Source organism: Thermococcus litoralis DSM 5473 (assembly GCF_000246985.2).
Classification (GTDB): Archaea; Methanobacteriota_B; Thermococci; order Thermococcales; family Thermococcaceae; genus Thermococcus_A; species Thermococcus_A litoralis.
In genome coordinates, this window is record NC_022084.1 from 557,457 (window position 1) to 580,628 (window position 23,172).

34 protein-coding genes are annotated in these 23,172 nt (G+C 45.9%); 4 read left to right on the plus strand and 30 right to left on the minus strand.

What is annotated here, in order from left to right:
- Positions 1-30 precede the first annotated feature (30 nt).
- The 30 genes from OCC_RS03100 to hydB form a co-directional block, all read right to left on the minus strand.
- Positions 31-474 carry an uL15m family ribosomal protein gene (locus OCC_RS03100; RefSeq protein ID WP_004068297.1) on the minus strand — a complete coding sequence of 148 codons (444 nt, stop codon included), beginning with the start codon at positions 472-474 and terminating at the stop codon, positions 31-33.
- Positions 475-484: 10 nt separating this feature from the next.
- Positions 485-949, minus strand: a complete 465-nt coding sequence (locus OCC_RS03105) for a 50S ribosomal protein L30 (RefSeq protein ID WP_004068299.1) — start codon at positions 947-949, stop codon at positions 485-487.
- An 11-nt stretch (positions 950-960) separates the two neighbouring features.
- Complete coding sequence (rpsE, locus tag OCC_RS03110; protein ID WP_004068301.1) at positions 961-1,668, minus strand: 30S ribosomal protein S5; 708 nt, start codon at positions 1,666-1,668, stop codon at positions 961-963.
- Positions 1,665-2,270 (minus strand): 50S ribosomal protein L18, encoded by a 606-nt coding sequence (locus tag OCC_RS03115; RefSeq protein WP_004068308.1) that lies wholly within the window; start codon positions 2,268-2,270, stop codon positions 1,665-1,667. The genes rpsE and OCC_RS03115 overlap by 4 nt, the downstream gene beginning before the upstream one ends.
- Positions 2,271-2,275: 5 nt before the next feature.
- Complete coding sequence (locus OCC_RS03120; RefSeq protein WP_004068309.1) at positions 2,276-2,722, minus strand: 50S ribosomal protein L19e; 447 nt, start codon at positions 2,720-2,722, stop codon at positions 2,276-2,278.
- 5 nt (positions 2,723-2,727) lie between these two features.
- A complete protein-coding gene (locus OCC_RS03125; protein ID WP_004068311.1) occupies positions 2,728-3,108 on the minus strand; it encodes a 50S ribosomal protein L32e in 381 nt (126 codons plus the stop codon).
- A 10-nt stretch (positions 3,109-3,118) separates the two neighbouring features.
- Entirely contained in the window at positions 3,119-3,673 is a 555-nt protein-coding gene (locus tag OCC_RS03130; protein WP_004068314.1) for a 50S ribosomal protein L6, read from the minus strand.
- A 10-nt stretch (positions 3,674-3,683) separates the two neighbouring features.
- Positions 3,684-4,076 (minus strand): 30S ribosomal protein S8, encoded by a 393-nt coding sequence (locus tag OCC_RS03135; protein ID WP_004068317.1) that lies wholly within the window; start codon positions 4,074-4,076, stop codon positions 3,684-3,686.
- A gap of 11 nt (positions 4,077-4,087) precedes the next feature.
- Positions 4,088-4,258: a 30S ribosomal protein S14 gene (locus OCC_RS03140; protein WP_004068318.1), complete on the minus strand. Its 171-nt coding sequence runs from the start codon at positions 4,256-4,258 to the stop codon at positions 4,088-4,090.
- Positions 4,259-4,260: 2 nt separating this feature from the next.
- Positions 4,261-4,812, minus strand: coding sequence for a 50S ribosomal protein L5 (locus OCC_RS03145; protein WP_004068320.1), 552 nt, complete (start codon positions 4,810-4,812; stop codon positions 4,261-4,263).
- Positions 4,813-4,823: 11 nt separating this feature from the next.
- Positions 4,824-5,570, minus strand: coding sequence for a 30S ribosomal protein S4e (locus OCC_RS03150; RefSeq protein ID WP_004068322.1), 747 nt, complete (start codon positions 5,568-5,570; stop codon positions 4,824-4,826).
- 2 nt (positions 5,571-5,572) lie between these two features.
- Positions 5,573-5,935, minus strand: a complete 363-nt coding sequence (rplX, locus tag OCC_RS03155) for a 50S ribosomal protein L24 (protein WP_004068324.1) — start codon at positions 5,933-5,935, stop codon at positions 5,573-5,575.
- A gap of 10 nt (positions 5,936-5,945) precedes the next feature.
- Positions 5,946-6,371 (minus strand): 50S ribosomal protein L14, encoded by a 426-nt coding sequence (locus tag OCC_RS03160; RefSeq protein WP_004068327.1) that lies wholly within the window; start codon positions 6,369-6,371, stop codon positions 5,946-5,948.
- A gap of 5 nt (positions 6,372-6,376) precedes the next feature.
- Entirely contained in the window at positions 6,377-6,712 is a 336-nt protein-coding gene (locus tag OCC_RS03165) for a 30S ribosomal protein S17 (protein WP_004068329.1), read from the minus strand.
- A gap of 5 nt (positions 6,713-6,717) precedes the next feature.
- A complete protein-coding gene (locus OCC_RS03170; RefSeq protein WP_004068331.1) occupies positions 6,718-7,086 on the minus strand; it encodes a ribonuclease P protein component 1 in 369 nt (122 codons plus the stop codon).
- Positions 6,972-7,238, minus strand: a complete 267-nt coding sequence (yciH, locus tag OCC_RS03175) for a stress response translation initiation inhibitor YciH (RefSeq protein WP_238565091.1) — start codon at positions 7,236-7,238, stop codon at positions 6,972-6,974. The genes OCC_RS03170 and yciH overlap by 115 nt, the downstream gene beginning before the upstream one ends.
- 36 nt (positions 7,239-7,274) lie before the next feature.
- Positions 7,275-7,475 carry a 50S ribosomal protein L29 gene (gene rpmC, locus OCC_RS03180; protein ID WP_004068335.1) on the minus strand — a complete coding sequence of 67 codons (201 nt, stop codon included), beginning with the start codon at positions 7,473-7,475 and terminating at the stop codon, positions 7,275-7,277.
- Positions 7,472-8,095, minus strand: coding sequence for a 30S ribosomal protein S3 (locus OCC_RS03185; protein ID WP_004068337.1), 624 nt, complete (start codon positions 8,093-8,095; stop codon positions 7,472-7,474). Before OCC_RS03185 ends, rpmC begins: the two co-directional genes overlap by 4 nt.
- A gap of 4 nt (positions 8,096-8,099) precedes the next feature.
- Complete coding sequence (gene rplV / locus OCC_RS03190) at positions 8,100-8,564, minus strand: 50S ribosomal protein L22 (protein ID WP_004068339.1); 465 nt, start codon at positions 8,562-8,564, stop codon at positions 8,100-8,102.
- A gap of 11 nt (positions 8,565-8,575) precedes the next feature.
- Positions 8,576-8,974 (minus strand): 30S ribosomal protein S19, encoded by a 399-nt coding sequence (rpsS, locus tag OCC_RS03195; protein WP_004068340.1) that lies wholly within the window; start codon positions 8,972-8,974, stop codon positions 8,576-8,578.
- 10 nt (positions 8,975-8,984) lie between these two features.
- Entirely contained in the window at positions 8,985-9,704 is a 720-nt protein-coding gene (locus OCC_RS03200) for a 50S ribosomal protein L2 (protein ID WP_004068343.1), read from the minus strand.
- Between the two features lie 11 nt (positions 9,705-9,715).
- Positions 9,716-9,976: a 50S ribosomal protein L23 gene (locus OCC_RS03205; RefSeq protein ID WP_004068345.1), complete on the minus strand. Its 261-nt coding sequence runs from the start codon at positions 9,974-9,976 to the stop codon at positions 9,716-9,718.
- A 6-nt stretch (positions 9,977-9,982) separates the two neighbouring features.
- Positions 9,983-10,750, minus strand: a complete 768-nt coding sequence (rpl4p, locus tag OCC_RS03210; RefSeq protein WP_004068347.1) for a 50S ribosomal protein L4 — start codon at positions 10,748-10,750, stop codon at positions 9,983-9,985.
- An 11-nt stretch (positions 10,751-10,761) separates the two neighbouring features.
- Positions 10,762-11,847, minus strand: a complete 1,086-nt coding sequence (locus OCC_RS03215) for a 50S ribosomal protein L3 (RefSeq protein WP_004068349.1) — start codon at positions 11,845-11,847, stop codon at positions 10,762-10,764.
- A gap of 1 nt (position 11,848) precedes the next feature.
- Complete coding sequence (locus OCC_RS03220; RefSeq protein WP_004068351.1) at positions 11,849-12,625, minus strand: putative RNA uridine N3 methyltransferase; 777 nt, start codon at positions 12,623-12,625, stop codon at positions 11,849-11,851.
- A gap of 123 nt (positions 12,626-12,748) precedes the next feature.
- A complete protein-coding gene (locus OCC_RS03225) occupies positions 12,749-13,195 on the minus strand; it encodes a hydrogenase maturation protease (protein ID WP_004068353.1) in 447 nt (148 codons plus the stop codon).
- Positions 13,196-13,233: 38 nt separating this feature from the next.
- Positions 13,234-14,514 carry an NADPH-dependent hydrogenase/sulfhydrogenase 1 subunit alpha gene (hydA, locus tag OCC_RS03230; protein ID WP_004068355.1) on the minus strand — a complete coding sequence of 427 codons (1,281 nt, stop codon included), beginning with the start codon at positions 14,512-14,514 and terminating at the stop codon, positions 13,234-13,236.
- Positions 14,514-15,305 carry an NADPH-dependent hydrogenase/sulfhydrogenase 1 subunit delta gene (hydD, locus tag OCC_RS03235; protein ID WP_004068357.1) on the minus strand — a complete coding sequence of 264 codons (792 nt, stop codon included), beginning with the start codon at positions 15,303-15,305 and terminating at the stop codon, positions 14,514-14,516. Before hydD ends, hydA begins: the two co-directional genes overlap by 1 nt.
- A gap of 10 nt (positions 15,306-15,315) precedes the next feature.
- Positions 15,316-16,206 (minus strand): NADPH-dependent hydrogenase/sulfhydrogenase 1 subunit gamma, encoded by an 891-nt coding sequence (gene hydG, locus OCC_RS03240; protein WP_004068359.1) that lies wholly within the window; start codon positions 16,204-16,206, stop codon positions 15,316-15,318.
- Positions 16,203-17,306: an NADPH-dependent hydrogenase/sulfhydrogenase 1 subunit beta gene (gene hydB, locus OCC_RS03245; protein WP_004068361.1), complete on the minus strand. Its 1,104-nt coding sequence runs from the start codon at positions 17,304-17,306 to the stop codon at positions 16,203-16,205. The genes hydG and hydB overlap by 4 nt, the downstream gene beginning before the upstream one ends.
- Before the next feature lie 220 nt (positions 17,307-17,526).
- Here hydB and OCC_RS03250 point away from each other — a divergent pair, with 220 nt between their 5' ends.
- The 4 genes from OCC_RS03250 (at position 17,527) to OCC_RS03265 (ending at position 23,172) form a co-directional block, all read left to right on the plus strand.
- Positions 17,527-19,440, plus strand: a complete 1,914-nt coding sequence (locus OCC_RS03250) for a molybdopterin-dependent oxidoreductase (RefSeq protein ID WP_004068363.1) — start codon at positions 17,527-17,529, stop codon at positions 19,438-19,440.
- Positions 19,441-19,567: 127 nt separating this feature from the next.
- Complete coding sequence (locus OCC_RS03255) at positions 19,568-19,939, plus strand: 4Fe-4S dicluster domain-containing protein (protein WP_274517771.1); 372 nt, start codon at positions 19,568-19,570, stop codon at positions 19,937-19,939.
- Positions 19,936-21,360: a hydrogenase 4 subunit D gene (locus OCC_RS03260; RefSeq protein WP_004068370.1), complete on the plus strand. Its 1,425-nt coding sequence runs from the start codon at positions 19,936-19,938 to the stop codon at positions 21,358-21,360. The genes OCC_RS03255 and OCC_RS03260 overlap by 4 nt, the downstream gene beginning before the upstream one ends.
- The gene (locus OCC_RS03265; RefSeq protein WP_004068371.1) at positions 21,361-23,172 is read left to right on the plus strand and encodes a proton-conducting transporter transmembrane domain-containing protein; all 1,812 of its coding nucleotides are present in this window, start codon (positions 21,361-21,363) and stop codon (positions 23,170-23,172) included. It abuts the gene before it with no gap.

Genomic DNA, 23,172 nt, shown 5'->3' on the forward strand with positions numbered 1-23,172 from the left:
CTCAGAGACAATTATTCAAAAAGAAAAAAATCAAGCAAGCAGAGCTTCTCCCCCAGCTTGGATTATTTTCTCCTCAGCCTTGGGGGAGAACGCTCTGGCTTTAATTACAAGTGGTTTTGTGAGTTTCCCGGTTCCAAGCACCTTATCGGCAAACTGAGTGGTATCGACAATAATTCTTCCTTCTTCCTCGTAGGCAATACCAAGCTGCATGAGCTCGTCAAGGTGCTCGTCAATGAATTTGAGGTTTACTGCAGTTATCTCTCTTTGAACTTCCACAGGCCTCTTGAAACCCCTTTTGCCTAGGTGATCAGGGGCATACTTGATGACCCATGTCCATTTTGTCTTCTTCCTCTTTCCAGTTCCTGCCATACCTCTACCGCCCTTGTGTCCTCCACCGCGGTGCTTCTTTTTGCATCCCCATCCATGAGTGTGGGAACCGCGAAGCTTTCTCACCTTTTTCTTTCTCCTAATCATCTCGCGCACCTCACAGCATTCTCTCTATAAGCTCGTTAATAGCCTCTCCCCTATAGCCTAAAGCTCCACCCTCTTTGAAGGTTCTCTTCTTGCTCCTAATGCCGCCTCTTGCTGGGTGAAGTCTAAATACTGGCTTTAGCCCCGGCAGATCATTGAGCTTCATTTCTCCGTTGATCACTTTTTCAGCAAATTCTTTGATGCTCATCCCGAGCTTTTCTTGAACGTACTCCTCCGTAACTCTCTTGTTCCCAGGCAATCTTCCTCTCTTCTCTATGAGCTTTGCTAGGGTTTCAGCGTTTATTTCTCCCCAAGTGATGTAATCTTTTACCTTTTGTATCATTCCCTTGTAAGTTGGGGTGTCGTCAACGATCACAAGGTGGTTTACCTTGTGGAGTCTCAACATTGCAAGGGTGTCTTTTACGGGTCTCTTAACATTCACTCTGCCCCTTATCCTAATCAAAGCAAGTTTTGCCATCCCCGCTCACCTCACAGCTCAAAGTTCTGTGGCATTTCTCTACCAACCACGATACCATAGCGCTCGATCATCTCAGGCTTCACAGCGACACTGTTGGTGTTGTATAGTGCTTCAAACACTGCCTTTGCGAAGTTAACTGTGGTTCTTGTCTCACCCAAGGTTTGTGACCACACGTCCTTAACTCCCGCCAGGCTTAGTATCTTCTTACCGACATCACCGATAACGAGACCAAGTCCTCTCGGCCCTGGCATGAGCTTGACCTTTACACTACCGCTTTTGCCCTCAACGGCGAATGGTATTGAGTGTGGTCTCCTACACCTGCACTCCCAGGAACCACAGCCCCTCTTGATTTCAATTATGTTCATCTTAGCGTAGTTTATTGCCTTCCTTATGGCTATTCCAACTTCCTTTCCGTGGCCGATTCCAAGTCCCACGTAACCGTCTCTGTTTCCTACCGCTGCCAGTACCCTAAACCTAACTCTTCTACCACTGTCAGTCATTCTTACTGTTAGAGCTATGTCAAGAACCTCTTGGTTCTCCCTTGCATTAACCTCAGGAAGGAGTACATCAACTATCTCGGGCTCTTTTATCTGGTAACCCTTTCTAAAGATCTCGTGAATGTCAGTAATCTGACCTTCTTTAACGAGCATACCGAGCTTTGTCTTGGGTTGCCACTCTTCTAAAACCCTTTGAGCGTATTCTTTCCACTCCTGGCTCATGCTCTCACCTTCTCAAATTTCTCAATGATTCTCGCCTTAACCTCTTCAAAGTGCTCGGGAAGCTTTTCAGGTTCAAGTCCCTTAACGAGATACCCTCCAAACTGTCTCCTGTACTTCTCTTCATCCTCTTCCTTAAGCATCTTTGCATACTGAGCGATGTGTTCCCCTTTAATTCTGTACTCTTCCGGATAGATTTCCTCGCTGTGTGGAACCTCCAATCCCGCATCAACTGCTCCCTTGAGGACCGCAAAGATGCTTGATCCTCTGGTAGGCGGGTGAAGTCCTATGTCAAGGATCGCCTCTTCAATTCCCTTCTCAAGTGCCTTGTAGCCTATGAGCAACCCGAGGAGGTAAGCGCTTGGAGTATTTCCACCATGTCCCTTCCATCCAAAGTCCCTCATGAGCTCTCTTGTGTGAGCTGAAACAACTGTTTTGTCGCCCTTTGGATCATATAACACTATCTGAGCTATGTGGTGGTTGAGGGTTTTTCTCACAACTAATCTGGGCTTGCCTGATTTAAGGAGTGCAAGCCTCTTGTGATAGTTAGTCTTACCTTCCCTTCTTCTTCTGAATGGAACCCTATATCTTGGTCCGTGTGCCATTTATATCACCTCTTCAATATCCCTTTCTCCTCCATGAACAGATAAAGCTGGTGTTTGCTCTTGAACTGTCCGCCCTTGGCCCTTATGTAAAGGTTGCGGTAGGTGTGTTCATCAATCTTCTTCTCTGCCTTGAGCTTTCTAAGTTCCTTTCTAAGGGCTCTAATCGTCATCATCCATCTCTCTTTCTTGCCCATCCTTGCGGTCTTCTTACCCTTTCTGCTTCCGTGTCCCCTGTGCCTTCCCTTCTTTCTCGCTTCTTGCCTAAGCTTTGCCCTGTACCTGCTCTGTCCCTTAATTGGCTTCTTCTTTATGACGCCTTCATTGATTAACCTTCTAATATCCTCTCTTGTGATAGCGGACTTAACATCATCAATTCTTTCAGGGTCTATCCAAACCCTATTCTCGCCACATTTCAAAAGTTCAGCAGCAATCCTTCTCTGCATTTTGAGCATGACCTTCACCTCGCGTTGAGCACCTTAATACCCAATTCCTTGGCTCTCTCAATTATCATGAGTCTCTTCTTCTTTCCGACTGTTCTAGCTATTCTAGCGGCCTGTCTGGTTGGGTCTATCATCTCAAGCTCCTTGACATTGTGCACCAGTACTTCCTCGTATCCGCTTGGGTGAAGTCCCCTAACTGCCCTCGGTGAGCTCCATCCAATGCTGGGTGATCTTGCCTTTCCTTTAAGCTTTAACCTCATCTTGCTGTCTGTTCCTTTGGGTCTCCTCCACTTGGGATCATTCTTAAATTTTGGAAACCTCCACCATTCTTGCCTAAGAAACTTGGGCTTCTTCCTTTTGAGTTTGGCCCTTATCCTTAAGAGTCTCGCTTTTTCCATCAGTCTCACCTCAGAACTTTATAGGTTTACCAGCTTTTTCAACGATATAAATACCATCTTGGAAGACTCTCCTATCCCTACCAGTAATCCTTGTCGCTTGCTCGATGTTTGCCGCAGTCTGTCCGACTTTCTCTTTGTCGATTCCCTCTACTATTATCTCGCCACCCATAACCTTTACTGTAACTCCGGGGAGTATTTCGGCAACTCTTGGTGCCTTTTCACCAAGGAAGTTTTCTATGTAAACTTTGTCGCCTTGCACCTTGACTGTTATTGGGAAGTGGCTGTAAACGACCTTAAGCTTGTATGTGAATCCTTCCGTGACGCCCTTGATCATGTTTGCTATGTGGGCCTTGAATGTTCTTGCAATAGCTATATCCTTTCTCCTTGGGAAGTCCTTGTACACAACAACTTTGCCGTCTTCAGTGAATATCTTAACCCCTGGATAGCTGAGTTCTCTCTCAACCTCTCCCTTTGGACCCTTTACCTTGACAAGGCTACCGTTTATCTCGACGGTGACTCCTTCTGGAATTTCAACTTCTTCCCTCACCCATGCATCAATTGGCATTTCTCTCACCTCAGTAGACGTAGGCTATTAACCTTCCACCAATGCCCTTCTCAAGGGCTTCCTTGTGTGTCATAACACCTTGGGATGTGGAAACTATTAGAATACCAAACTCGAATGCTGGAAGGAATCTCTTTTCCCACTTTTCGTACTCTTTAGCTTTCACTGAAAACCTTGGCTTTATTGCTCCTGCCTTGTTTATCTTTCCTAGGAGTTGAACTCTGTATATGCCTGCCCTTCCATCATCGATAAATTCAAACTCACCTATGTACCCGTTCTCTTGCATAACTCTAAGTACCTCTCCAATAAGCTTTGAGGCTGGCTTTATGTAAACCTCCTTCTTTCCAACTCTCTCGCTGTTTGTAATGTGAGATAAAGCATTTGCCAAAGGATCTAACAGAGTCATCTCATCTCACCTCAGTCGTATTTCTTAAATCCTAATTTTGGAGCTACCTCTCTAAAGCAGTGCCTGCAGAGCATTAGTCCGTGTATTCTAACTATCGGTCCAAATTGTCCACAGCGGATGCATCTTCTCGCGCCCTTACCAAACTTCCTCGGCTTTCTCTTGTTATAATCAGCCTTCGCCATAATCATCCCTCCACAATCTGGACTCCAAACTCTTCCTGCATGAAAACCATACCCTCTTCCTTTGTAAGCTTGTGTCTTGTGGGGATGTGGTGCCTTCTTCTTTTCCTTCTTGCAATTCTGTATCCCGGTCTTTCAAGTGTTACACAGACGTCCATACCAAATATACCAATTTCTGGGTCGTATTCTACTCCCGGAATGTTGATGTGCTCATCAATACCAAAGCAGACGTTTCCGTGTTCATCAAAACTGGATTCTTTAAGTCTGTTGTCAACGGCAGCCAATAGCCTTTTGAGCATGTCGTAGGCTTTTTGACCCCTTAGGGTCACCTTAACTGCTATCGGCTCGCCTCTTCTAATTCCAAAGTCCCTGTTTGTTTTCTTTGCCTTCCTCCTTATTGGCTTCTGACCAACAAGTGATTCTAACATTGTCTCAGCCTTTGTAAGTCTCTCACCACTCTCACCAACACCAATGTTTATGGTGACTTTGGCTATTCTAGGCCTTCTCATAGGGTGAGCTTCCCAATCCGCTAAGATTGCCTCTCTGTTAGCTATCATTCTTTTTCACCTCACGGTAATGAGATCTTTGGTTCCTCTTTACCCAAAACAAATGCGTAATCTTTCAATGTATCAAAGAGCTCTCCTTCCTTGTCTTCAATTGTAACCACGTCTGGCCATCCACCTGGGAAGTGCCTGACCTCAACGATTTTTCCTACTCTTGCAACGTTCTTACCCTGAACAACGAACACGTAAGCCCCGATCTCAAATGAAAGCACTTCAACTATCTCCCTCTCTGGAACTTTCATTAAGACGGTGTCTGAGGTCTTGAACTGATCCTTGGTTTCATCTGTGAGTGAACTGAGCTTGATTAAGTGGTTTGTTCCATCGTGGAAGTTGAGCTGCAAGTTTCCTCCCTTTACCATTCTCTTGTTGTTTATCCTCAATGGTTTTATCTTTGCCTCTTCTTCGCTTATTGGATGGAGAATAAGCTTTCCAATTCTGTTTGGAAAAACTCTGTAGTGTTCTCCGGTTTCTGGTATTGAGACAACGTCCATGATGCCAACTGGGAATTTGTAGTCCTTTCTAACCCTGCCGTCTACAAGCACTTTCCCTTCGTTGAGGATTTTTCTTGCTTCTCTACCGGTCTTTGCGTATCCAAGGTAATCCCTAATTATGTAGATGAGGGGAATTGATGTTTTCATGTTGTGCGGACCGGGGGAAGGTCTTACAGCCCACTTGTATGTCTTTCTCTCAATGTACCACTGAGTTGGAGCAGCAAGCCTCTTTAAGTGTCTCTTAGCACCTTTCCTCGCCATCTTCAAGCCCTCCTCTCAATTATCTTCTTTCTTCTCTCATCTTCAAGGTTCAGTTCAACAATCATAACATTTGATGGGTGTATCGGGTAGAACACCTCGGTACCGTTAACCTTCTTAAGGGTTGCTCCCTCGACATGAATCCTGTACCTCTTAAGATCAACTTCCACAACTTTTCCTTCATGCCCTTTAAAGTCCCCTCTCATTATTTTTACTTTGTCTCCAGTCCTAATTGGAAGAGCTCTAATGCCGTACTTCTGTCTAAGCTCTTTTGAAAGGGTGGCACTGACTATCTTGTGTCTGAGATGAAGGGGAGCATTGTACAAAAACTTCCTTTGCTTTCTCGGTTGTTTGCTCTTTAATCTCATTTCTCTCACCTCACAATACTATACTCGCAATACTTCCTACTCTAACCCACTTCTCAGCGGCTTCTCTCGCAACAGGTCCTCTAACCTCAGTTCCCCTTGGAACACCTTCGGGTGTTGTAATAACGGCTGCATTGTCTTCAAATTTTACTCTCATCCCATCAAGCCTCTTGTACTCTTTTCTCTGCCTTACGATAACTGCCCTAACAACTTGGTGCCTCATATCAGGCCTTCCCTTCTTTACCGTTGCAACTACCATGTCGCCAACGCCTGCTGAGGCAAGTCTCCTTCTAACACCTTTGTAGCCTACTACCCCGATTATCTGGATTACTTTTGCACCTGAGTTGTCTGCCACTTTAAGGTAGGCACCAATTGGCAACGCCCTTGTGGGCCTAACTGGAGAGATACCTCTTGTAGCACCAGCACCTTTCTTTGCCATTCTCTTCACCTCTCCTCAGCTTTTTGAGTAACCGCAATCACTACAAAGCTCTTTGTCTTGCTGAGGGGTCTAGTTTCAGCTATGATAACTTTGTCCCCCGGCTTTGCGTTGATGCATGGTGGATTGTGGGCGTGTATTCTGCTTCTTCTAAGCTCGTAACGTTCGTATTTCTTCAAGTAGTGATAGTGCTGTCTTTCAACGGTAACTGTGTGCCTTGGCTTGTCACTAATGACAACTCCCTCAAACACTCTACCATGTACCTTAATGCGTCCATGCCATGGGCACTTTGGATCATCACACTTCTCTGCGGGAGGTTGTATCCTCAATCCGATGTCTCTCATCTTTTTCACCTCTTTTTCAATCTCATCTCAGGCCTTCCAATCAGTTCTTCTCCCTTTATTCGTATTTTTTTATCGTCAATTTCAAACTCAAATTCGGCAACATTCTTGGGAACTATCCACACCTTTTCTCCAAGGATTGTGAGGGTGTTTCTCGTCTCGTCAATCACGTATCCCTCAATACCTATCAACCCCGGATGAGAGCTGTTAATGACTTTGACCTTCAGGCCTATGAGCTCGTGCATTGTTATTGTTTTTCTGGTCACTCGACCTCTATCAATTCCTCTGAAAATCCAAGTTCTGCCAATAAGCGCTTCACCTTTTCTCTGTGATCTCCTTGAAGCTCTATTCTCCCGTTTTTGGCTGTTCCTCCGCATGCCAGTTTCGCCTTAAGCTTTTTTGCAATCTCTTCAAGGTTAAACTCCTTCTCATCAATTCCCTCTATTATGGTCTTGAGCTTTCCATAACGGGCCTTTTCAATGTAGACCCTAATCCTTTGCTGTTCCTTTAACACCTCTTTAAATAACATCTCATCCAGGGGGTTCACAATCCTAGGCACTAACCATCACCCTTTGCTCCTCAACTTTTCCTTCTTTATCGTTAAAAGGCGGGCAATATCCCTCCTAAGGTTCCTAATAACCATCGGGTTTTCCAAAGATGTTCCCATTGTAAGCATTCCCCTTTCCTTTGCGAGCTCAAGTCTTAACTCTCTGATCTTGGCATCTATTTCTTCCACGCTCATCTCTCTAATCTCACTCGGCTTCATTGTTCGCTCACCTCTTCTTCAACTGGTTTTTCTATGATCTCGATTTCATCCGGAAGTCTTGCATCTGGTGGCATAATTGAAACTTTCACTCCAAGGACACCAAGCTTTAGCAATGCCTGTGCATAGCCCCTTGAAACCAAAGTTTCAGCAGGATTTCCAACTTTTGCAATATATCCCTGATAGAATCTCACACTTTTAGCTCTTTCTCCTGTAAGCTTGCCGCTTATTCTGATCTCAACACCTCTTGCGCCATTGTTCATAATTGCCCTTATTGCAGCGTATGCAGCTCTTCTAAAGTGGACTCCCCTTTCCAATGCCTGGGCAAGCCTTGTCGCTTGAACCTTAGCGTTAAAGTAGGGGTTCTTGATTTCCTCAACCTCTATCTGGGGGTTTTCCAAACCAAATTGTCTCTCCAGTATCCTTGTAAGCTCCCTTATTTTTCTTCCGCCTCTTCCTATAACGAAACCTGGTCTCTCGGCAAATATAACAACCTTTGTCCCAAGGGGAGTCTTCTTGATGTCAAGTCCTCCATAACCAGCTCTTCTAAGCTCTTTCTCAAGATATTCATCGATGAGCATTTCCTTAATGCTTTCCTTTATGAAATATCTCTCGATTGCCATGAGCTCACCTCCTAATCTCCTCAACAACTATCTCGATGTGTGTTGTCTGCTCGTTGAATGGTGTGGCTCTTCCAAAAGCCCTTGGTATGTATCCCCTAAGCACTGGTCCCCTGTGAGCTGCAGCGTGGATGATCTTTAACCTATCTGGATCAAGACCTTTCTGCTCTGCGTTGTTTCTAACATTGAGGAGGATCTTCTTGATTTCCTTAGCGACTTTCACCGGATATCTACCAGGCCCAAAGCCCTTCCCCTTCTTGTGGCCTTGGGAGTCGTTGAACCTTCTGAGGGGGATAGGTCTTCTCTTGGCTATTACATCATCAAGGAGCTTTATGGCATCGTTGAGCATCATTCCTTTGATTTCTCTGCAGACTTCTATTGAGAGTTTCGGAGATATTCTCAAATCTCTCCCGCTTGCTTTTGCCATTCTCTCTGGGTCAAAATTTTGGAAAGAGTAGGAAAACTTTGCCATTACCTACCACCTCACTTGATTGCAACGAACATTGATGATCTTGTAGCACCAACACCAGGTGAACCGTGTTGGACTCTCTTTCTTGTTAGAGCAAATTCTCCAAGGTAATGTCCAATCATCTCTTCCCTAATCTCCACTGGGACAAACTCCTTACCATTGTGGACGTAAATTGTGATTCCTACCATCTCTGGAAGGATAACCATGTCCCTGCTGTGAGTTCTTATTGGCTTCTTGTATTTGCCCCTCTTTGCCAACCTGATCTTTCTGAGAAGCTTTTTCTGTTCGGGTGTTAACCCTCTCTTAAGGCTTCTCCTCTGTCTTGAGGGGAAAAGTCTAGCCAAATCTTCAAGAGACATGTTCATTAGTTCTTCAAGAGTATAACCGCGATATTTAAATTCTTTCCTTGCCATTTATACCACCTCACTTTCTCCTTCCGGTTCTTCTCGCAGCTATATGACCGACTTTTCTTCCAGGTGGAGCTCTCCTTGAGACTGTACTTGGCTTACCGATGTGGTGCTCTTTACCACCGTGTGGGTGATTGACTGCGTTCATCTTTACACCTCTTGGCTTAGGCCAGAACCTGTTTCTTGCCTTCATTATGTAGTATGCCTTACCTGCCTTGACTATTGGCTTTTCAAGTCTACCTCCACCAGCAACTACACCAATTGTGGCCCTGCACATTGGATTGAATGCCTTAAGCTCACCACTTGGCAACTGAACAATTACTCTGTTCTTCTCTTTTGAAACAACTAGAGCATAACTTCCCCCGGCTCTCACGTACTTTCCACCATCGCCCGGAGAACCTTCAATGTTGTAAACGTATGTACCCTCTGGAATCTTTGCAAGTGGAAGTGTGTTTCCAATTGCTATCGGAGCTTCAGGTCCGATGTAAACCTCTTGATCCACCAAAAGTCCCTCTGGGGCAAGGATGAGTCTCTCAAGACCGTTCTCAAACTTAACCTTGGCAACCGGTGCTGTTCTTCCGGGGTCGTGGAGTATCTCAACTACCCTACCAGCGAGGGTCTTTTCTTGGGTGAAATTCAAGGGGATGTACTTAACAGCACCCCTATATCTGTGAGACGGTGCTCTGAAGGTTGTTGTTCCTTTTCCTCTCCTCTGTTGAATCAAACTCTTACCCATTCTCACTCACCTCAGAACAATCCTATTCTAGCAGCAACCTCACTTGCGCTATACTCAGGCTTCAATTTCACGTAAGCCTTCTTTTCACCTTTCATTGTTATGAGTGTGTTGACTTTCTCAACTTTGACGTTGTATATTTCCTCGACAGCCCTCTTTACATCTTGCTTTGTAGCCCTTCTATCGACTATAAAGGTGAGCTTGTTTTCTCTCTCAACCATGGAGATTGCCTTTTCTGTGACTACAGGTCGTATAATAACCTTATATGGATCCATCACTCATCACCCATAAATCTCCCTTAATCTCTCTATTGCTCCCTTCGTCCATATTGTGAGCCTTCCGGGATGTGCACCTGGGGCTAACAGCTCTACACCCAAATTGTCCACTAAAACTACGTCAACACCTGGGTGGTTTCTTGCTCCCTGGATTATTCCCTCATTTTTGGCAACCACAATGAGTGGACCTTTTGCCTTTTTGTATCTTCTGCCTCTCATCTTGCCCTTTCCAGCCCTCACTTTGGTGTTTTTCTTTGCCCTCTCAATATCTTCCCAGACACCGAGCTTCTTGAAGATCTCCCTAGTTTTTGCTGTCTTGTAGACCTTTTCGAGCTCATCTTCCACCACAAGGGGAACTTGAGGCAGGTTATCAATTATGTGGCCTCTCGCTTTAACTAAATCGTAGTTTGCAGTGGCAGCTATGGCACTCATCAAGGCAAGTCTTCTTTCCTTCTTGTTGATGTCTTCCCATATTATCTTCTCTACTTTTGGTGGGTGAGTTCTTCTACCACCTCTGGCAAACGGAACAAACGCTGCAAATCTTGGGGAGGTCTTTATCCTCTCAACCCTTGCCATACCGTGACCTTTTCCGATGTTCTCAGTAACCCTCCTCTTACCCGCAAGGGGATCTCTCCCTTGTGGTTGTATGCGGTGGGTCCATGAAGCGATGACAGCTCTCCTAATGAGATCTGGTCTGAAAGGTGTTTGGAATACTTTTGGAAGTTCAATTTCTTCAATTGGCTCGCCATCGAGTGAAAATACCTTAACTTTCATAAACCCTCACCTCATTGCTTTGATTCCCTACTAACGTATGTTATTTGTGGAGCCTCAACAGGTGGCTTCTTTGCTGGAGGCCTTATTGCCGGTCTTACCCTGATTATTCTTTTAATTGCTCCAGGTATGGTTCCAGCTATCATAAGGAAGTCGTTTCTCACTATTCCATAGTGGGGGAATCCTCCCTTTGGAGTGATCTCGATTTCCTCTCCATCGAGCTTTAGCTTTCCGTTTTCCCCTATTCTCAAGAGCCTCTTGTTGAATTCAGTTCTGTGGTGGAAGCCCATCTGTCCAGCTTGTGGAACCGTCCACATAACCCTAGCTGGGTGCCATGGACCAAGGTTACCAACGTGTCTTGCCTTTCCGGCTCTTTGAGCCTTGTGGAACTGTATCTTGATGCCCCATCTCTTAACTGGGCCCTGGGTACCCTTGCCCTTTGTGACGGCTACTATGTCAAGAAGCTCTCCCTCTTTGAGAACTTCACTTGCTCTGAGTTCTTTTCCAAGCCTCTCTTTGATATAGGCAAACTTCTCTTCAACGCTTGTTCCACCAACAGCGTACTCCATAACCTCAGGCTTCTTCTTTATCCTCGCGAGCCATGGCTGAGTTGCCACAAGAGCCCTAACTTCAACTATTTCTCCGGACTTAACAAGGTCCTCAAGCTCTCCAAGTTTTTGCTGGAAGGTCTCTTCGTTGTAGTTCTTTGGAAGAGTCTTAATCCTTCTCTCAAGAAGCTTGTAGAATGTTACGTTCTTTGCCTTCTTTGATGGGTAATTCTCGAGCTTGAAATCCGGAACTATGACCTCAGTTGCAGTTTCAAGTCCAAGGTAACCCTGCTTGTAAGCTCTAACTCCATAGACGATTAAGGGCGGAGCTTCAACTATCGTTACTGGCACGAAGATCTCCTTACCCTTCGTAAGCCCTGGAGCATCGTCTATCATAAGCACATGGGTCATTCCAGCTTTGTATCCTGCAAATCCGAGCATTCTAACCTCTTGCTCCTGTGGCCACTTTCTAATTCTTGGGACTATGCTCTTGGCTCTTTTTCTTGGGGAATATGCCAATGAACCTCTTCTTGGTCTGCTAATTTTTCCCATTTCAATCCCTCCTTATGAAATTAAATATCGCCAATGTCGCCAACACGGCTTCCTCCGTTCTAACGGTTTTTGTCTTTTGATTTGGAATCGTATTGAGGATTAGATCAAAGGGATAATCCTCATTGAAGTCTCTCAGGATCTCCATTATTCCCTTCCGGGGAGATCCAAACACGAATCCCACTTCCCCTTCCAATGGGGGAAGGTTCACTTTTCTCACATCCTCACCCTTTCGTGAGGTCGCGATTGCAAGGTTGAGTTTTGCCTTTTTAAGTGTTTTTGCCAAAGACTTTCTGGTGAGATGCACTCGATATCCCCAATACTCCTCGGGTTTTGAGGGCACTACCTTGAGCGGCTTCAGAGACACGATTTTGAATGTCATTCTTCCTTCTCCACTTCCCTCAACGAGGGCAAGCTCATCAAGGCCAATATCCGCGTAAAGCCTCTTGCCCTTTCTGATTACAATGCCCTCCCTGATTTCACCGAGCTTGGGTCTTCCTTTGAGCTTATGGTGGGGAGTTCTCAGAGGTGGCAAAACACCCACGTACCTGAGCTCCTTTGTAAGTGGTATTAAGCTCTTTCGCAGATACTGCGGTGTTTCCATGTATTCAAGGATTAGCTTGATGAATTTCCCGTCTTTTCCCCCTGCTTTGTAAATCCATACGTGCTCAACACCGAAGATCGCTGCCGCCCTGCCGATCTGTCCAACTTTATAAGTTCTTATCTTTGGGTCAGAGGTCTCTTCGAGGAGTGAATCTGGAATGAAGATATGCCATGCCATTTCAGTCAGCCTTTACATTTCTATACCCTAAAGCTGTAGTGGGGTAAAAAGAAAGTATTTAAAAGGCTTTCGAACCATTCCACCCTTCTGAACCTTCAAAAGTGTGAAAAATTTTTGCAAAGATTATTTCGCAATATTCTCTATGGCATTTATAATATTATGAATATTGCTTTTAACCTCTTCACTGAGTTCAGTCCCCAATTCAATCTCTTTAGCCACAACCCCAACGAAATGAATCTCTGCTTTAGCTAGCCGTTCATCAAGGGCCATCAAAAGCTTGAGTCCATCGATAGCCCCCATAAAATGTGCACTCCTTATTTCAGCCTTAAGCTTTTCAAAAACTTCTTCTCCCTTTAGATGGACAATTTCTCCGGGTTTATATTTGTCAGTGAGTATAGCATCGATGATTATTATTCTTTCTTCGCCATTATAATAGCGTTGAAGCTTGAATATATCGGTTCCTATCTCAAGAACGTTGTAGCCCTTCTCTGCCAGAATTCTACCAACCTTCAACCCTACACCATCATCTTTCATAAGCTCGTTTCCAAGGGCAAGGATCAACGTGCTCATATTCTCACCAACAAAAATTAGAAGGGAAGTTAAAAAAACTAAAGCCTAACCACGTGAACAGAACACGAGATACATGGATCATATGCCCTAACCGTCATCTCTGCAAGAAGCTTGAGCCTCTCTGGGTCATCTTGCCAGTGATTCTCAGCCATCATTCTAACATGGCGTTCCATAATTGCAAGGTTCATTGCGGTTGGTGTTATGATATCCGCATAGTTAACTCTTCCATCCTTGACTTCAAGAGCGTAGACGAGTAAACCTCTTGGAGCCTCGGTTATACTCACTCCAAAGCCGTCTTTTAGTTCTACCTCGTCCCTCTCTTTTACCGGCCACTTTGCAAGGGTATCGTCAATTATGTCTATTGATTTCTCTATGAAGTATACCAGCTCAATTGCTTGGGCGAAATTGTTTGCAAAACAGTTGTTGTATCTTAGTAGGTCTTTGTATTGAGTATAGAGCTCCTTTGCCTTGCCATATAGAAGGTCAGCGTTGTTAACTATTCTCGAGATTGCACCCACCATAAAGGGCTTCCCTTTGTAGAATGAGTGCTTTGCAAAGCTGTGCTCAACTACTTTTTCAACTATGTGTTTTTTATAATCTTCAACCGGAAACTCAAACCCGTCACTTACTTTGATGTAGTCTCCGTATATACCATAAACATCATTTCTCGGCTTCACTGCCATGTGAACCATCTCATCATCGGTTACCTCTTCGTACTGCTCAAGCTTTGAGAAGAGCTCCACTGTATACTCGGCTAAAGGTAGGGCCTCTTTCAGTTCTCTCCTGAGCTCTTCAAACTGGGCTTTTGTTGGAAGCTTTCCAAAACCTCCAAGCACGACGTTTTCTTGATGAATTGCTCTTGAGCCGAGATAATCCATTATCTTTGAACCAACGTTCTTTAGTGCCATTGCATATTCGATTTCTTTCTTATACTTGTCAACCATTGCCAGTGGATTGGAGTAGCCGAGATAATCTGGGAGAACTAGTAGGTAAAGGTGCAGGGCATGGCTTTCTATGGTATCCCCCATGTAGAGCAGTTCTCTCAAGTCTTGAATCTCAGGTCTTGGAGTAAAACCTATGGCCTTTTCTGCAGCCTCTAAAGCCGTGAGCTTATGAGATGCTGAACAGAAAGAACAAACCCTCGGATAGATCGCCAATGCCTCTTCAAGCTTCTTGCCAATTGTAATAGCCTCAAAGAACCTCGGCCCCTCTATTATGTTAAGCTTGACTTCTTTAACCCCCTCATCACTTGTAACTATCTCTATTCCTCCCTTACCCTCAACACGGGCTATATGATCAACCGTAATCGGGATATACATCATTCTCCCTCCTCAAATATCTTGTTAACCATCTCTTCAAGCTTCGGATTGTGGGCGTTGAAGATCTTCATTCTCTCAAGAATCTCCTCTTTTGTAAGACCTTTCTTCTTGAACTCTAAGGCTAGAGAGTCAAACCATGCAACGTCATAGCCTACAGCTCCTCTGCACCCAATGCAAGCAACGTTAAAGCCGGGACACCTTGCATCACACCCAGCAACTGTCACTGGCCCTAAGCACGGCTCTCCCTTTTCTATAAGAATACAGGGGTTTCCTCTAAGCCTGCACTCAACACATACTGGATAATCAATGTCCTCAGGCCATGAGCCCACTAAGAATGTGCCCAATGCATAGAGAAAGTCCTTCTTCTCTGGTGGGCAACCGTAAAGCTTGTAGTCAACCTTGATGTATTTTTCAACAGGCTCTGCCATCTTGGGCTCAAATTTAACATGAGCATCTCCGTAAACAGTCTTCCAAAGCTCACTAAGCTCTTTATCCTTACCCCAGCTCTGCACTCCACCTTGTGTTGCACAAGCTCCAACTGCAACGACTATCTTAGCCTTTTCCCTAATCTTCTTTACAAGCTCTACTTCCTCTTGAGTAGAGACACTTCCCTCTATGAAGGCTATATCGACTTCCCTATCCTCATCACTGTCCCTCTCCACCATGAACCAGCATTCTATCTCCGCCTTGTCCAAGAGATGGAGTATCTCATCCATCATTGCGAATTGAAGCTGACAGCCATAGCATGAAGTTAATGCGTAAAACCCGATGCGAACTTTTTCGTTCTCCATCTTCACCACCTCAGTCGAGCATTCCTGGTGTTGATACTATGTCGAAGTACGTGAAGACAGGGCCATCTTTACAGACGTATTTCCATGATGTGCTTGTTCCTACGTTGCAGTGGCCACACTTACCGATTCCACATTTCATCATTCTCTCAAGCGTCACGTAGATGTTCTCTGGCCTGTATCCGTAGTTTATGAGAGACTCAAAAACATCTTTGTACATCCTTGGAGGACCGCAAATTGCCACTGCTGTGTTCTTGGGATTTGTATTTGCTTCGACTATGAAGTTCTGCGGTCTACCCTTCAATCCGGGCCAATCAGGATCTCTGGTGACACTTTGAATTATCTTAACGTTCTCAGCCTCAGCTATATCTTTCATTGCCTCAAGTTCTTTGTAAAAGAGCAAGTCCTTCCCATAGCGGGCAGTGTTTATGAATGTTATGTTACCGTATTTCCACCTGTTGTCCATCGCATAAAGGAAGACGCTCCTGAGGGGAGCAGTCCCAAGACCTGCTGCTATAAGGAGTAAATCCATCCCTTCCCACTCATCGACAGGGAAGCCGTTTCCATAGGGGCCTCTAACTAAAACCGTGTCTCCCGGCTTAAGCTTGTGAACTACAGTTGTTACTCTACCTGCTTTTCTTATACAAAGTTCAAAGAAACCCTGTCTCATAGGAGAAGAACACACGCTAATAGGTACTTCCCCTATTCCCGGTATTGTAAGCTGAACAAACTGGCCCGGCTTAAATGTCCAGTTCTCTGCAATAGTTGGGTCTTCAAACCTAAATAAGAACAGCTTTTCCAACTCGGTAAGCTGATATACTCTAAGAACTCTAACCCTTTCCAAGGCGTAGGGATTGTCATCTGCAAAAGTATTAGTCCGAGGAACAGGTCTTGGTACGGTCATTGTTCACCACCTCCAACAGAAGGACCATATGCAAATCCTCTCTTTGGAATCTCCTCTGAGATTCTCGGTGGACATGAGCTTTCTTCAAGACCCAAAATGGTTCTCAAATTCCTTACAAAGCTTATCTCTGCAGGACAGAAATAGGTGCACCTTCCACAGCCGACGCAGTAGCTTAGACCAAGTTTTTCAACATATGAATTTTTGCACATATACCTGTTCATAAACCTGGATTTCTTTGTTGGCCTAAAGTTGTGTCCACCTGCCACCATTCCATGTCTTACCAGCTGACAAGAATCCCATCTCCTAACTCTTACACCAGTAACGCCATCGATATTTGGGATATCTCGGACGTCAAAGCATCTGCAAGTCGGGCAGGTAGTGTTGCAGTTGCCACAGGCGAGACATATGTCGGACTGTTCGTCCCACATCGGGTGCTCTGTTTCGAGCTCAAGCAGATACCTCAAGTCTGCCCAGTCTTCGTGGTACCTGAACATCTGCTGCTTTTTATTTTCAAAATCTCTAAAGTTGCACACATCCTGAGATGTTACCTCCTCAAAGAGCTTTATGTTTTTGTCCACTATCCTGTGCCCGGTTGGAGTGCCAACCCTCACGAGCCATCCGTCGGGAAGCTCATGGAGGAATAGGTCGAACCCATCGTCTGCAAAATCTGTCTCCCTCAAATTACAGAAGCAGTACTCATCTGGAACACAGCTAATTCCTATTATTATGCCCTTTTCCCTTCTAACTTTGTAGTACTTGTCGGGGAGCTCATCCAAGTATATTGTGTCCATTATCTTAAGCCCAAAGATGTCACACGCGTGAACCCCAAAAACTACAAAGGGTTCAACGTTTTCAATAACCTCCTTGTATTCTGCCTTCGAAATGCTGAATTCAAACATTTTTTCCCTCGGAAGGAAGAAGAACTTCTTCGGAGGCATTATTGTCCTGTTATATTTGAATTCTATTTGACTCATGTCTTCAACTTCTCTGAAGTCGTAGAACTTCTCCGAGATTTTTACTGGGGCATAAAGTGTCCCCCACTCCTTCAGGCGCTCTAGGAACTCGTAAGTATTCTCCTTCGGCAACTTAACATACCTCAACTCCATCACCTCTTTTTTCTAAGCTATGAACAATAGCGAGTTATTTTGTACATTAAACATCAATTATAATACTTAAAATCCCATAAAAAAGCTTTCTAAACCCTTAGTTTTCCAACCAAAGGTTTAGAGAATTCTTAAAAACTTTACATATAACTAGATCTGGGAACACTTATGATCACGTGGACATAATTGTACATGTATACATGCTGGAGGGAAAAACATGCAAATCATTACCTGCCCATATTGCGGGGCTGGATGCAGGGCATATGTGAAGAAAGAGCTATCTCACCCGTTCATAATAGAGTACGTCACTGATATAAATGTTCCAAACGATCGTGGAAAACTCTGTCCAAAAGGGAATGCCATGTTTGAATACTTACTCAGCAAAGAGAGGCTAAAAACTCCCTTGAAAGCCATTGAGAGAGGAAAATTCGTAAAAATAAGCTGGAAAGAGGCAATAAATGAAATTGCCTCTTTTATCCGGGGCTACATGAAAGACGACCCCAACAGGCTTATGTTCATCGCAGGTGGAAAGGTCAGCAACGAGTCCGCATATCTTTTCCAGAAACTTGCGAGGAACATCGGAACGAACAACGTTGACAATACCAGCCACCTCTGCCACGGCGTATCTGTAAGGGCCATACTGGATGCAAACTTCGAAAGAAACTGGGCGACATACGATGATATTGAAGAAAGCAACGTGATAATCCTTTGGGGGGCAAACCTTGCAGAGACCGCCCCACTTATTTTTCGCAGGGTTTTAAAGGCTAAGAACAGGAGTGCTAAAATCATTGTTATAGACCCTAGAAAGACCAAAACTACAAAATTTGCTAGTATTCACGTCCGTCCGTTTCCTGGAACTGATATCGTACTGATAAATGCCCTTATCAACTTGCTGCTGAAAAGAAGAAACATAAAGAGTGCCCATTTCAAAGCATCCGATCTTGAGATAATAAGCAAAAACACGCCAGAATACGCTGAAAGAATAACCGGGGTGCCTGTGAGAGATATCGAGGAAATTGCGAGAGAAATTGGTCTTGCAAGGAGGGGCATTATTTTATGGGGTTCTGGCATTGCCATGCACTCTAATGGTTACGATGTTATTAGAAGTATCATAACGCTCGCTTCAATTGTTGACTTCAAAGTCCTGCCGCTTGCTGGTCAAAACAACTCCCAAGGAGTCATGGACATGGGGGTGGTGCCCAACTTCTTGCCGGGGTACAGAACATACGACAATGTGTATATCTTCAGGGAAGCATGGAAGAATGAGGAGCTTCCAACCGAAGTTGGGCTAGACATTCCGAAATCAATTAAAGAAGCACAAAAGCGTAACGTTTCTGCGTTTTACGTTATGGGGGCAAACATCGCATTGAGCTTTCCAGAGGCTGAAAAGGCCCTAAGACGTGCAGAGTTTGTCATTGTTCAAGATATATTCCCAACACAGACGACAGAACTTGCCGATATCGTTCTCCCTGCGGCGGCGTTTCTTGAGAGCAATGGTTCTACAACGAACGCCGAGAGGAGAATCCAGTGGAGTTCCAGGGTAAAGTGGCCCCCCGGGGATGCCAAGCCGGACTGGGCGATTTTATGCGAGCTGGGAAATGCGCTAGGACTGAGGGGATTTGACTTCTACTTTCCCGAGGAGATTCTCCGGGAGATAAGCACTCTCGTTCCGCAATATGCAAACGCTAACCCCCGCACTTTAATGAGGACACCCGAAGGGGTTATGTGGAATATTGTACCAGATTCTCAACCCACGAAAGTATACGTCTCAAATAAAATGCCTCTCTTGGAGCCCCCAGTCATGATTACTGTAAGATATGTGGGCCAGTTCCAAACAGGAACAATGACCAAAAGAAGCCCTCCACTGAACATCAGGTGGCAAGACTTGCTCATTCTGGTAAGTGAGGAAGATGCGCAGAAATGGGGAATAAAAGATGGCGATAGGGTAAAGCTCGTCTCTGAGAACGGGAAGTACATTGGAACCGTGAAAGTCTCCAAGACAGTAATTCCTGGTACTATCAAGGCCCCTTGGCACGAGGGGGTCAACCGAATAATGGGTCTGAAGATTGATGAGAAAACTGGTTTACCTCAACTGAAAGCATGTTCATGCAAACTTGAGAGGGTGGAGTGATATGGAGAAGAGAGTCTTTATCGACTTTAGGAACTGCATAGGGTGCCGGTCATGCGAGATTGCCTGCGCTAGGGAGCATCACGGGAAGGCCAACATTACGCTCATCGAGACATCCGAACTGCTAATGATGTCTTTTAACTGCAGACACTGTGAAAATGCCCCCTGTATGCTGGTCTGCCCTGCTAGGGCACTCTACAGGGATGAAGATGGTGCAGTACGCATTAAGTACCAACAGTGCATAGGCTGTATGTTCTGTTCTGTTGCATGTCCCTTTGGTACACCAGAGTTTGTCCCCGAGCTGAAGATTATGGTAAAGTGCGACCTCTGCAGTCACCGCAGGGACGAGGACAAGCTTCCGGCGTGTGTTACGACATGCCCAACTGATGCTCTGATTCTAGCCAGTGAGGAGGAGATACTCCAGATAAAGGTCAAACAGAACCTTGCCAAGATTGAGGAGCTCGCCAAGAAGGTTGAAAAGATACTGGGGGGAGCTGTATGATATTTGAGCTCATCACGCTTTCAATAATCATCGCGTATGCAGGTGCAGTATGTTTCGTCCTCGATGACAGGAAGGCAGATGCCGTAATGTTGCCTCTTCTCTGGGCCTCGACGATCCTCCAGATAGCCGCTGGAGTCCTGTTCTATTCTTTCCCCTCGACGATTCATGTTGAACTGCTGGTGTCAGAAAAGTTTGGAGAAGTATACGGCTTCATAATTGACCCGACAAGCGTGTTCGCGGCCCTTGTGGTTTCATCTGCGGGTGCAATATTCCTAACATACGCAGTCAGGTATATGGACGATAAAAATATCGGACATCCTCACATGAATCAGAAGGGGAGGTTCTACGGATGGATGATGATATTCCTCAGCTCAACGCTCACGTTCATATACTCATCGACGATACTGCAGATGCTGATATTCTTCGAGCTGATGAGCCTGGCGTGCTGGGGTGTCGTCGGGTTCTACGGAAGCAGAAAATCTGAAAGATCAGCCCTCAAGGCCCTTCTGATACCGAACTTCGGTGCAGTTGTGGGTTTCTACACTGCTGTAGCCTTCGGGTTCAAGTACGGTGACCTCAGCCTGGAGTTTCTCGGCAACCTACCTCAGAATGAGAAGCTGATTCTGTTCATATGCCTTATGATTGCGGCCTTTACAAAGAGCGCCCAGTTCCCGTTCTACTCGTGGATTCCTGATGCTATGGTGGCCCCAACACCAGCGTCAGCGTTTCTTCACGGGGCGGCTATGGTCGAGATGGGTGTTTACCTACTAATAAGGGTCGTCCAGTTTATGAGCCCACCCAGAGAGGTATTCTATCCGATGGCAGTAATTCTGTCACTGACATTAGTGATAGCAATCCTCGCGTATCCTAAGCAGACCGATGCCAAGAGGTTGCTCGCATACTCAACGATAGCAGAGTGTGCTATCATGTATGTCGGAGTTGCAACTGCAGTCCTCGGCCACCCCTTCGGGAGTAAAATCGCGCTGTTCCAGCTCATGAACCACGCTTACTTAAAGGGCCTTGCGTTCCTCACAGCAGGGGCCTTCACATACTATTATGGCACCCTGGACATGACGAAGATAAAAGGTCTCAAGGAAACCCCGATACTTGCATACAGCTGGGCCATAGGGCTTTTCGGGCTCGCTGGACTGCCACCGTTCGGCATTTTCTTCAGCAAGCTCTATCTCTTTCTCAACGCCGGCCCGATGTACAGCTCCCCACTCGGGACACTGCTGCTGAGCCTGATTCTGGTGGATTCAGTCGTACTCCTAGCGGTCGGTCTCAGAAGCATCAACATGATGGTGTTCAGCGAGGGAGAAGGGAAGCAAGTTGACGGCATCATAAAGGGCGCACTGGCAGGGCTGATACTCCTCTCCCTAATCTCGGCATACATCGGGTACTTCGCCTTGGGGGTGATGTGAATGCTGTTCGCGGTCATCTTCACCATCGCAATCATAATAGGACTTGCCAGGCGAGAACAGGTAAAAGCAGTGGGGTTGCTGTCAGCCTTAGCCTCATTGGCTCTAATAGTTGAGGCCTTCAACGGCATCAATGTTACTTACTCCATTTTCGGGCTTGAGTTCACTTTCATGACTGATACCATATCAAGGTTCTTCTGCATACTCGTGGGAATTTCGGGTTTTGCGGTCTCTATTTACACCACTGAGTACATGGAGCCGAGGCACCTCAACCTAGCCGCTTATCCGGCTTTTGTACTCTCAATGGCGCTCATAGTGATCAGTAGGGACTTCTTAGGGTTCATAATATTCTGGGAGCTCATGACAATAGCCTCTTACATTCTGATAGTCACATACTACGACAGCCCGGAGACCAAGAAGGCTGGCCTCATCTACCTTGTCGCAATGCATGCCTTCAACACGGCACCGCTCCTGCTGGCTATAGGTGCCATTTACAGCAATTTCGGAACCCTAAGCTTCTCCACTTTACAGGGGGCCTACGTGCCGACCTGGGTAATCTGGGCTTTCCTCATCGGTTTCATGTCGAAGGCGGGTATATTCCCAATACACTTCTGGCTCCCGGAGGCACATCCCGTCGCTCCAAGCAACGTGTCCGCACTACTTAGTGGTACGATGCTGAAGATGGCAATCTATGGCATGATAAGGATCATCGAGCTGTTTCCGGGAAGTGTGGTGATCGCTAGAGCGATGGTTGTGCTTGCAGTCCTCACAATAGTGATTGGAGCGATAATGGCTCTTGTTCAGAAGGACATAAAGAGGATCATGGCATATTCGAGTGTGGACAACATGGGCTATCTGTTCCTGGCGCTCGGGGCCTACATAATGTTAGACGAGACCCTTAAGAAAATCGCGTTCCTTGCCGTATTGCTTCACACCTTCAACCATCTTGTCTTTAAGAACCTACTCTTTATGCTTTCTGGCAACGTGCTCCACGCCACTGGTAGAAAAGACCTTGGGTTGAGGGGTCTTGGAAAGAAAATGCCATTCACCGCTGCAATGATGATCGTGGGAATACTCTCGGTGTCCGCGGTTCCGCCGTTAAACGGCTTCATAAGCAAGTGGCTGATATACCAGGCGACGTTCCTGTCAAAGGATCCCCTGCTGGTAGGAGGAGGCATTGTAAGCCTGTTTGCGAGCGCACTAACTCTAACGGCATACATCAAGATATACCGTATCTTCAGTGGAGAACCCAACGTGGAGACCCACGAGGCGGCTCCGCTCATGCTCGCAGGGGAGGCCATCCTGGCTTTCCTGTGTGTGGCCGCGGGAATATTCCCCGGCGTGATAGCAGGGCTAGTAGATGTCGACATCGGAAACCCGTGGCTTATTTCGCTCGGGGGAGTGACGTTTAATGCACTGCTCTTTGCGGGAGTGCTGCTCTCTATCATACTCGCAATGGCAATAGCACTGCCTACAAAGAAGAATCTAGATACTCCCTGGACTACGGGCGAGCCAGCTGAGAAGTTCGAGCAGAGGCCCGAGCACATGTTCGCCCCGGTCTCAAGGGGGAGTGAGAAGCTTGGTATAATCGGCAGGAAGATTGAGAAGAAGCTCTCAGCCTTCGAAGGGTGGTACTCCTCCAAGGACATGGAGTACCTTGACGAGATGGTGTTCATGCCGGTAATCCGACTGGTGGCAGGGACTTCCTACGTGATGAGGGAGCTGTCCAAGAACCTGAACGCTCTGCTCGCGATGACGTTCCTGGTGCTGTTTACGATAATCCTAACGATGGCCGTACTAGCGGGGGTGATCTGA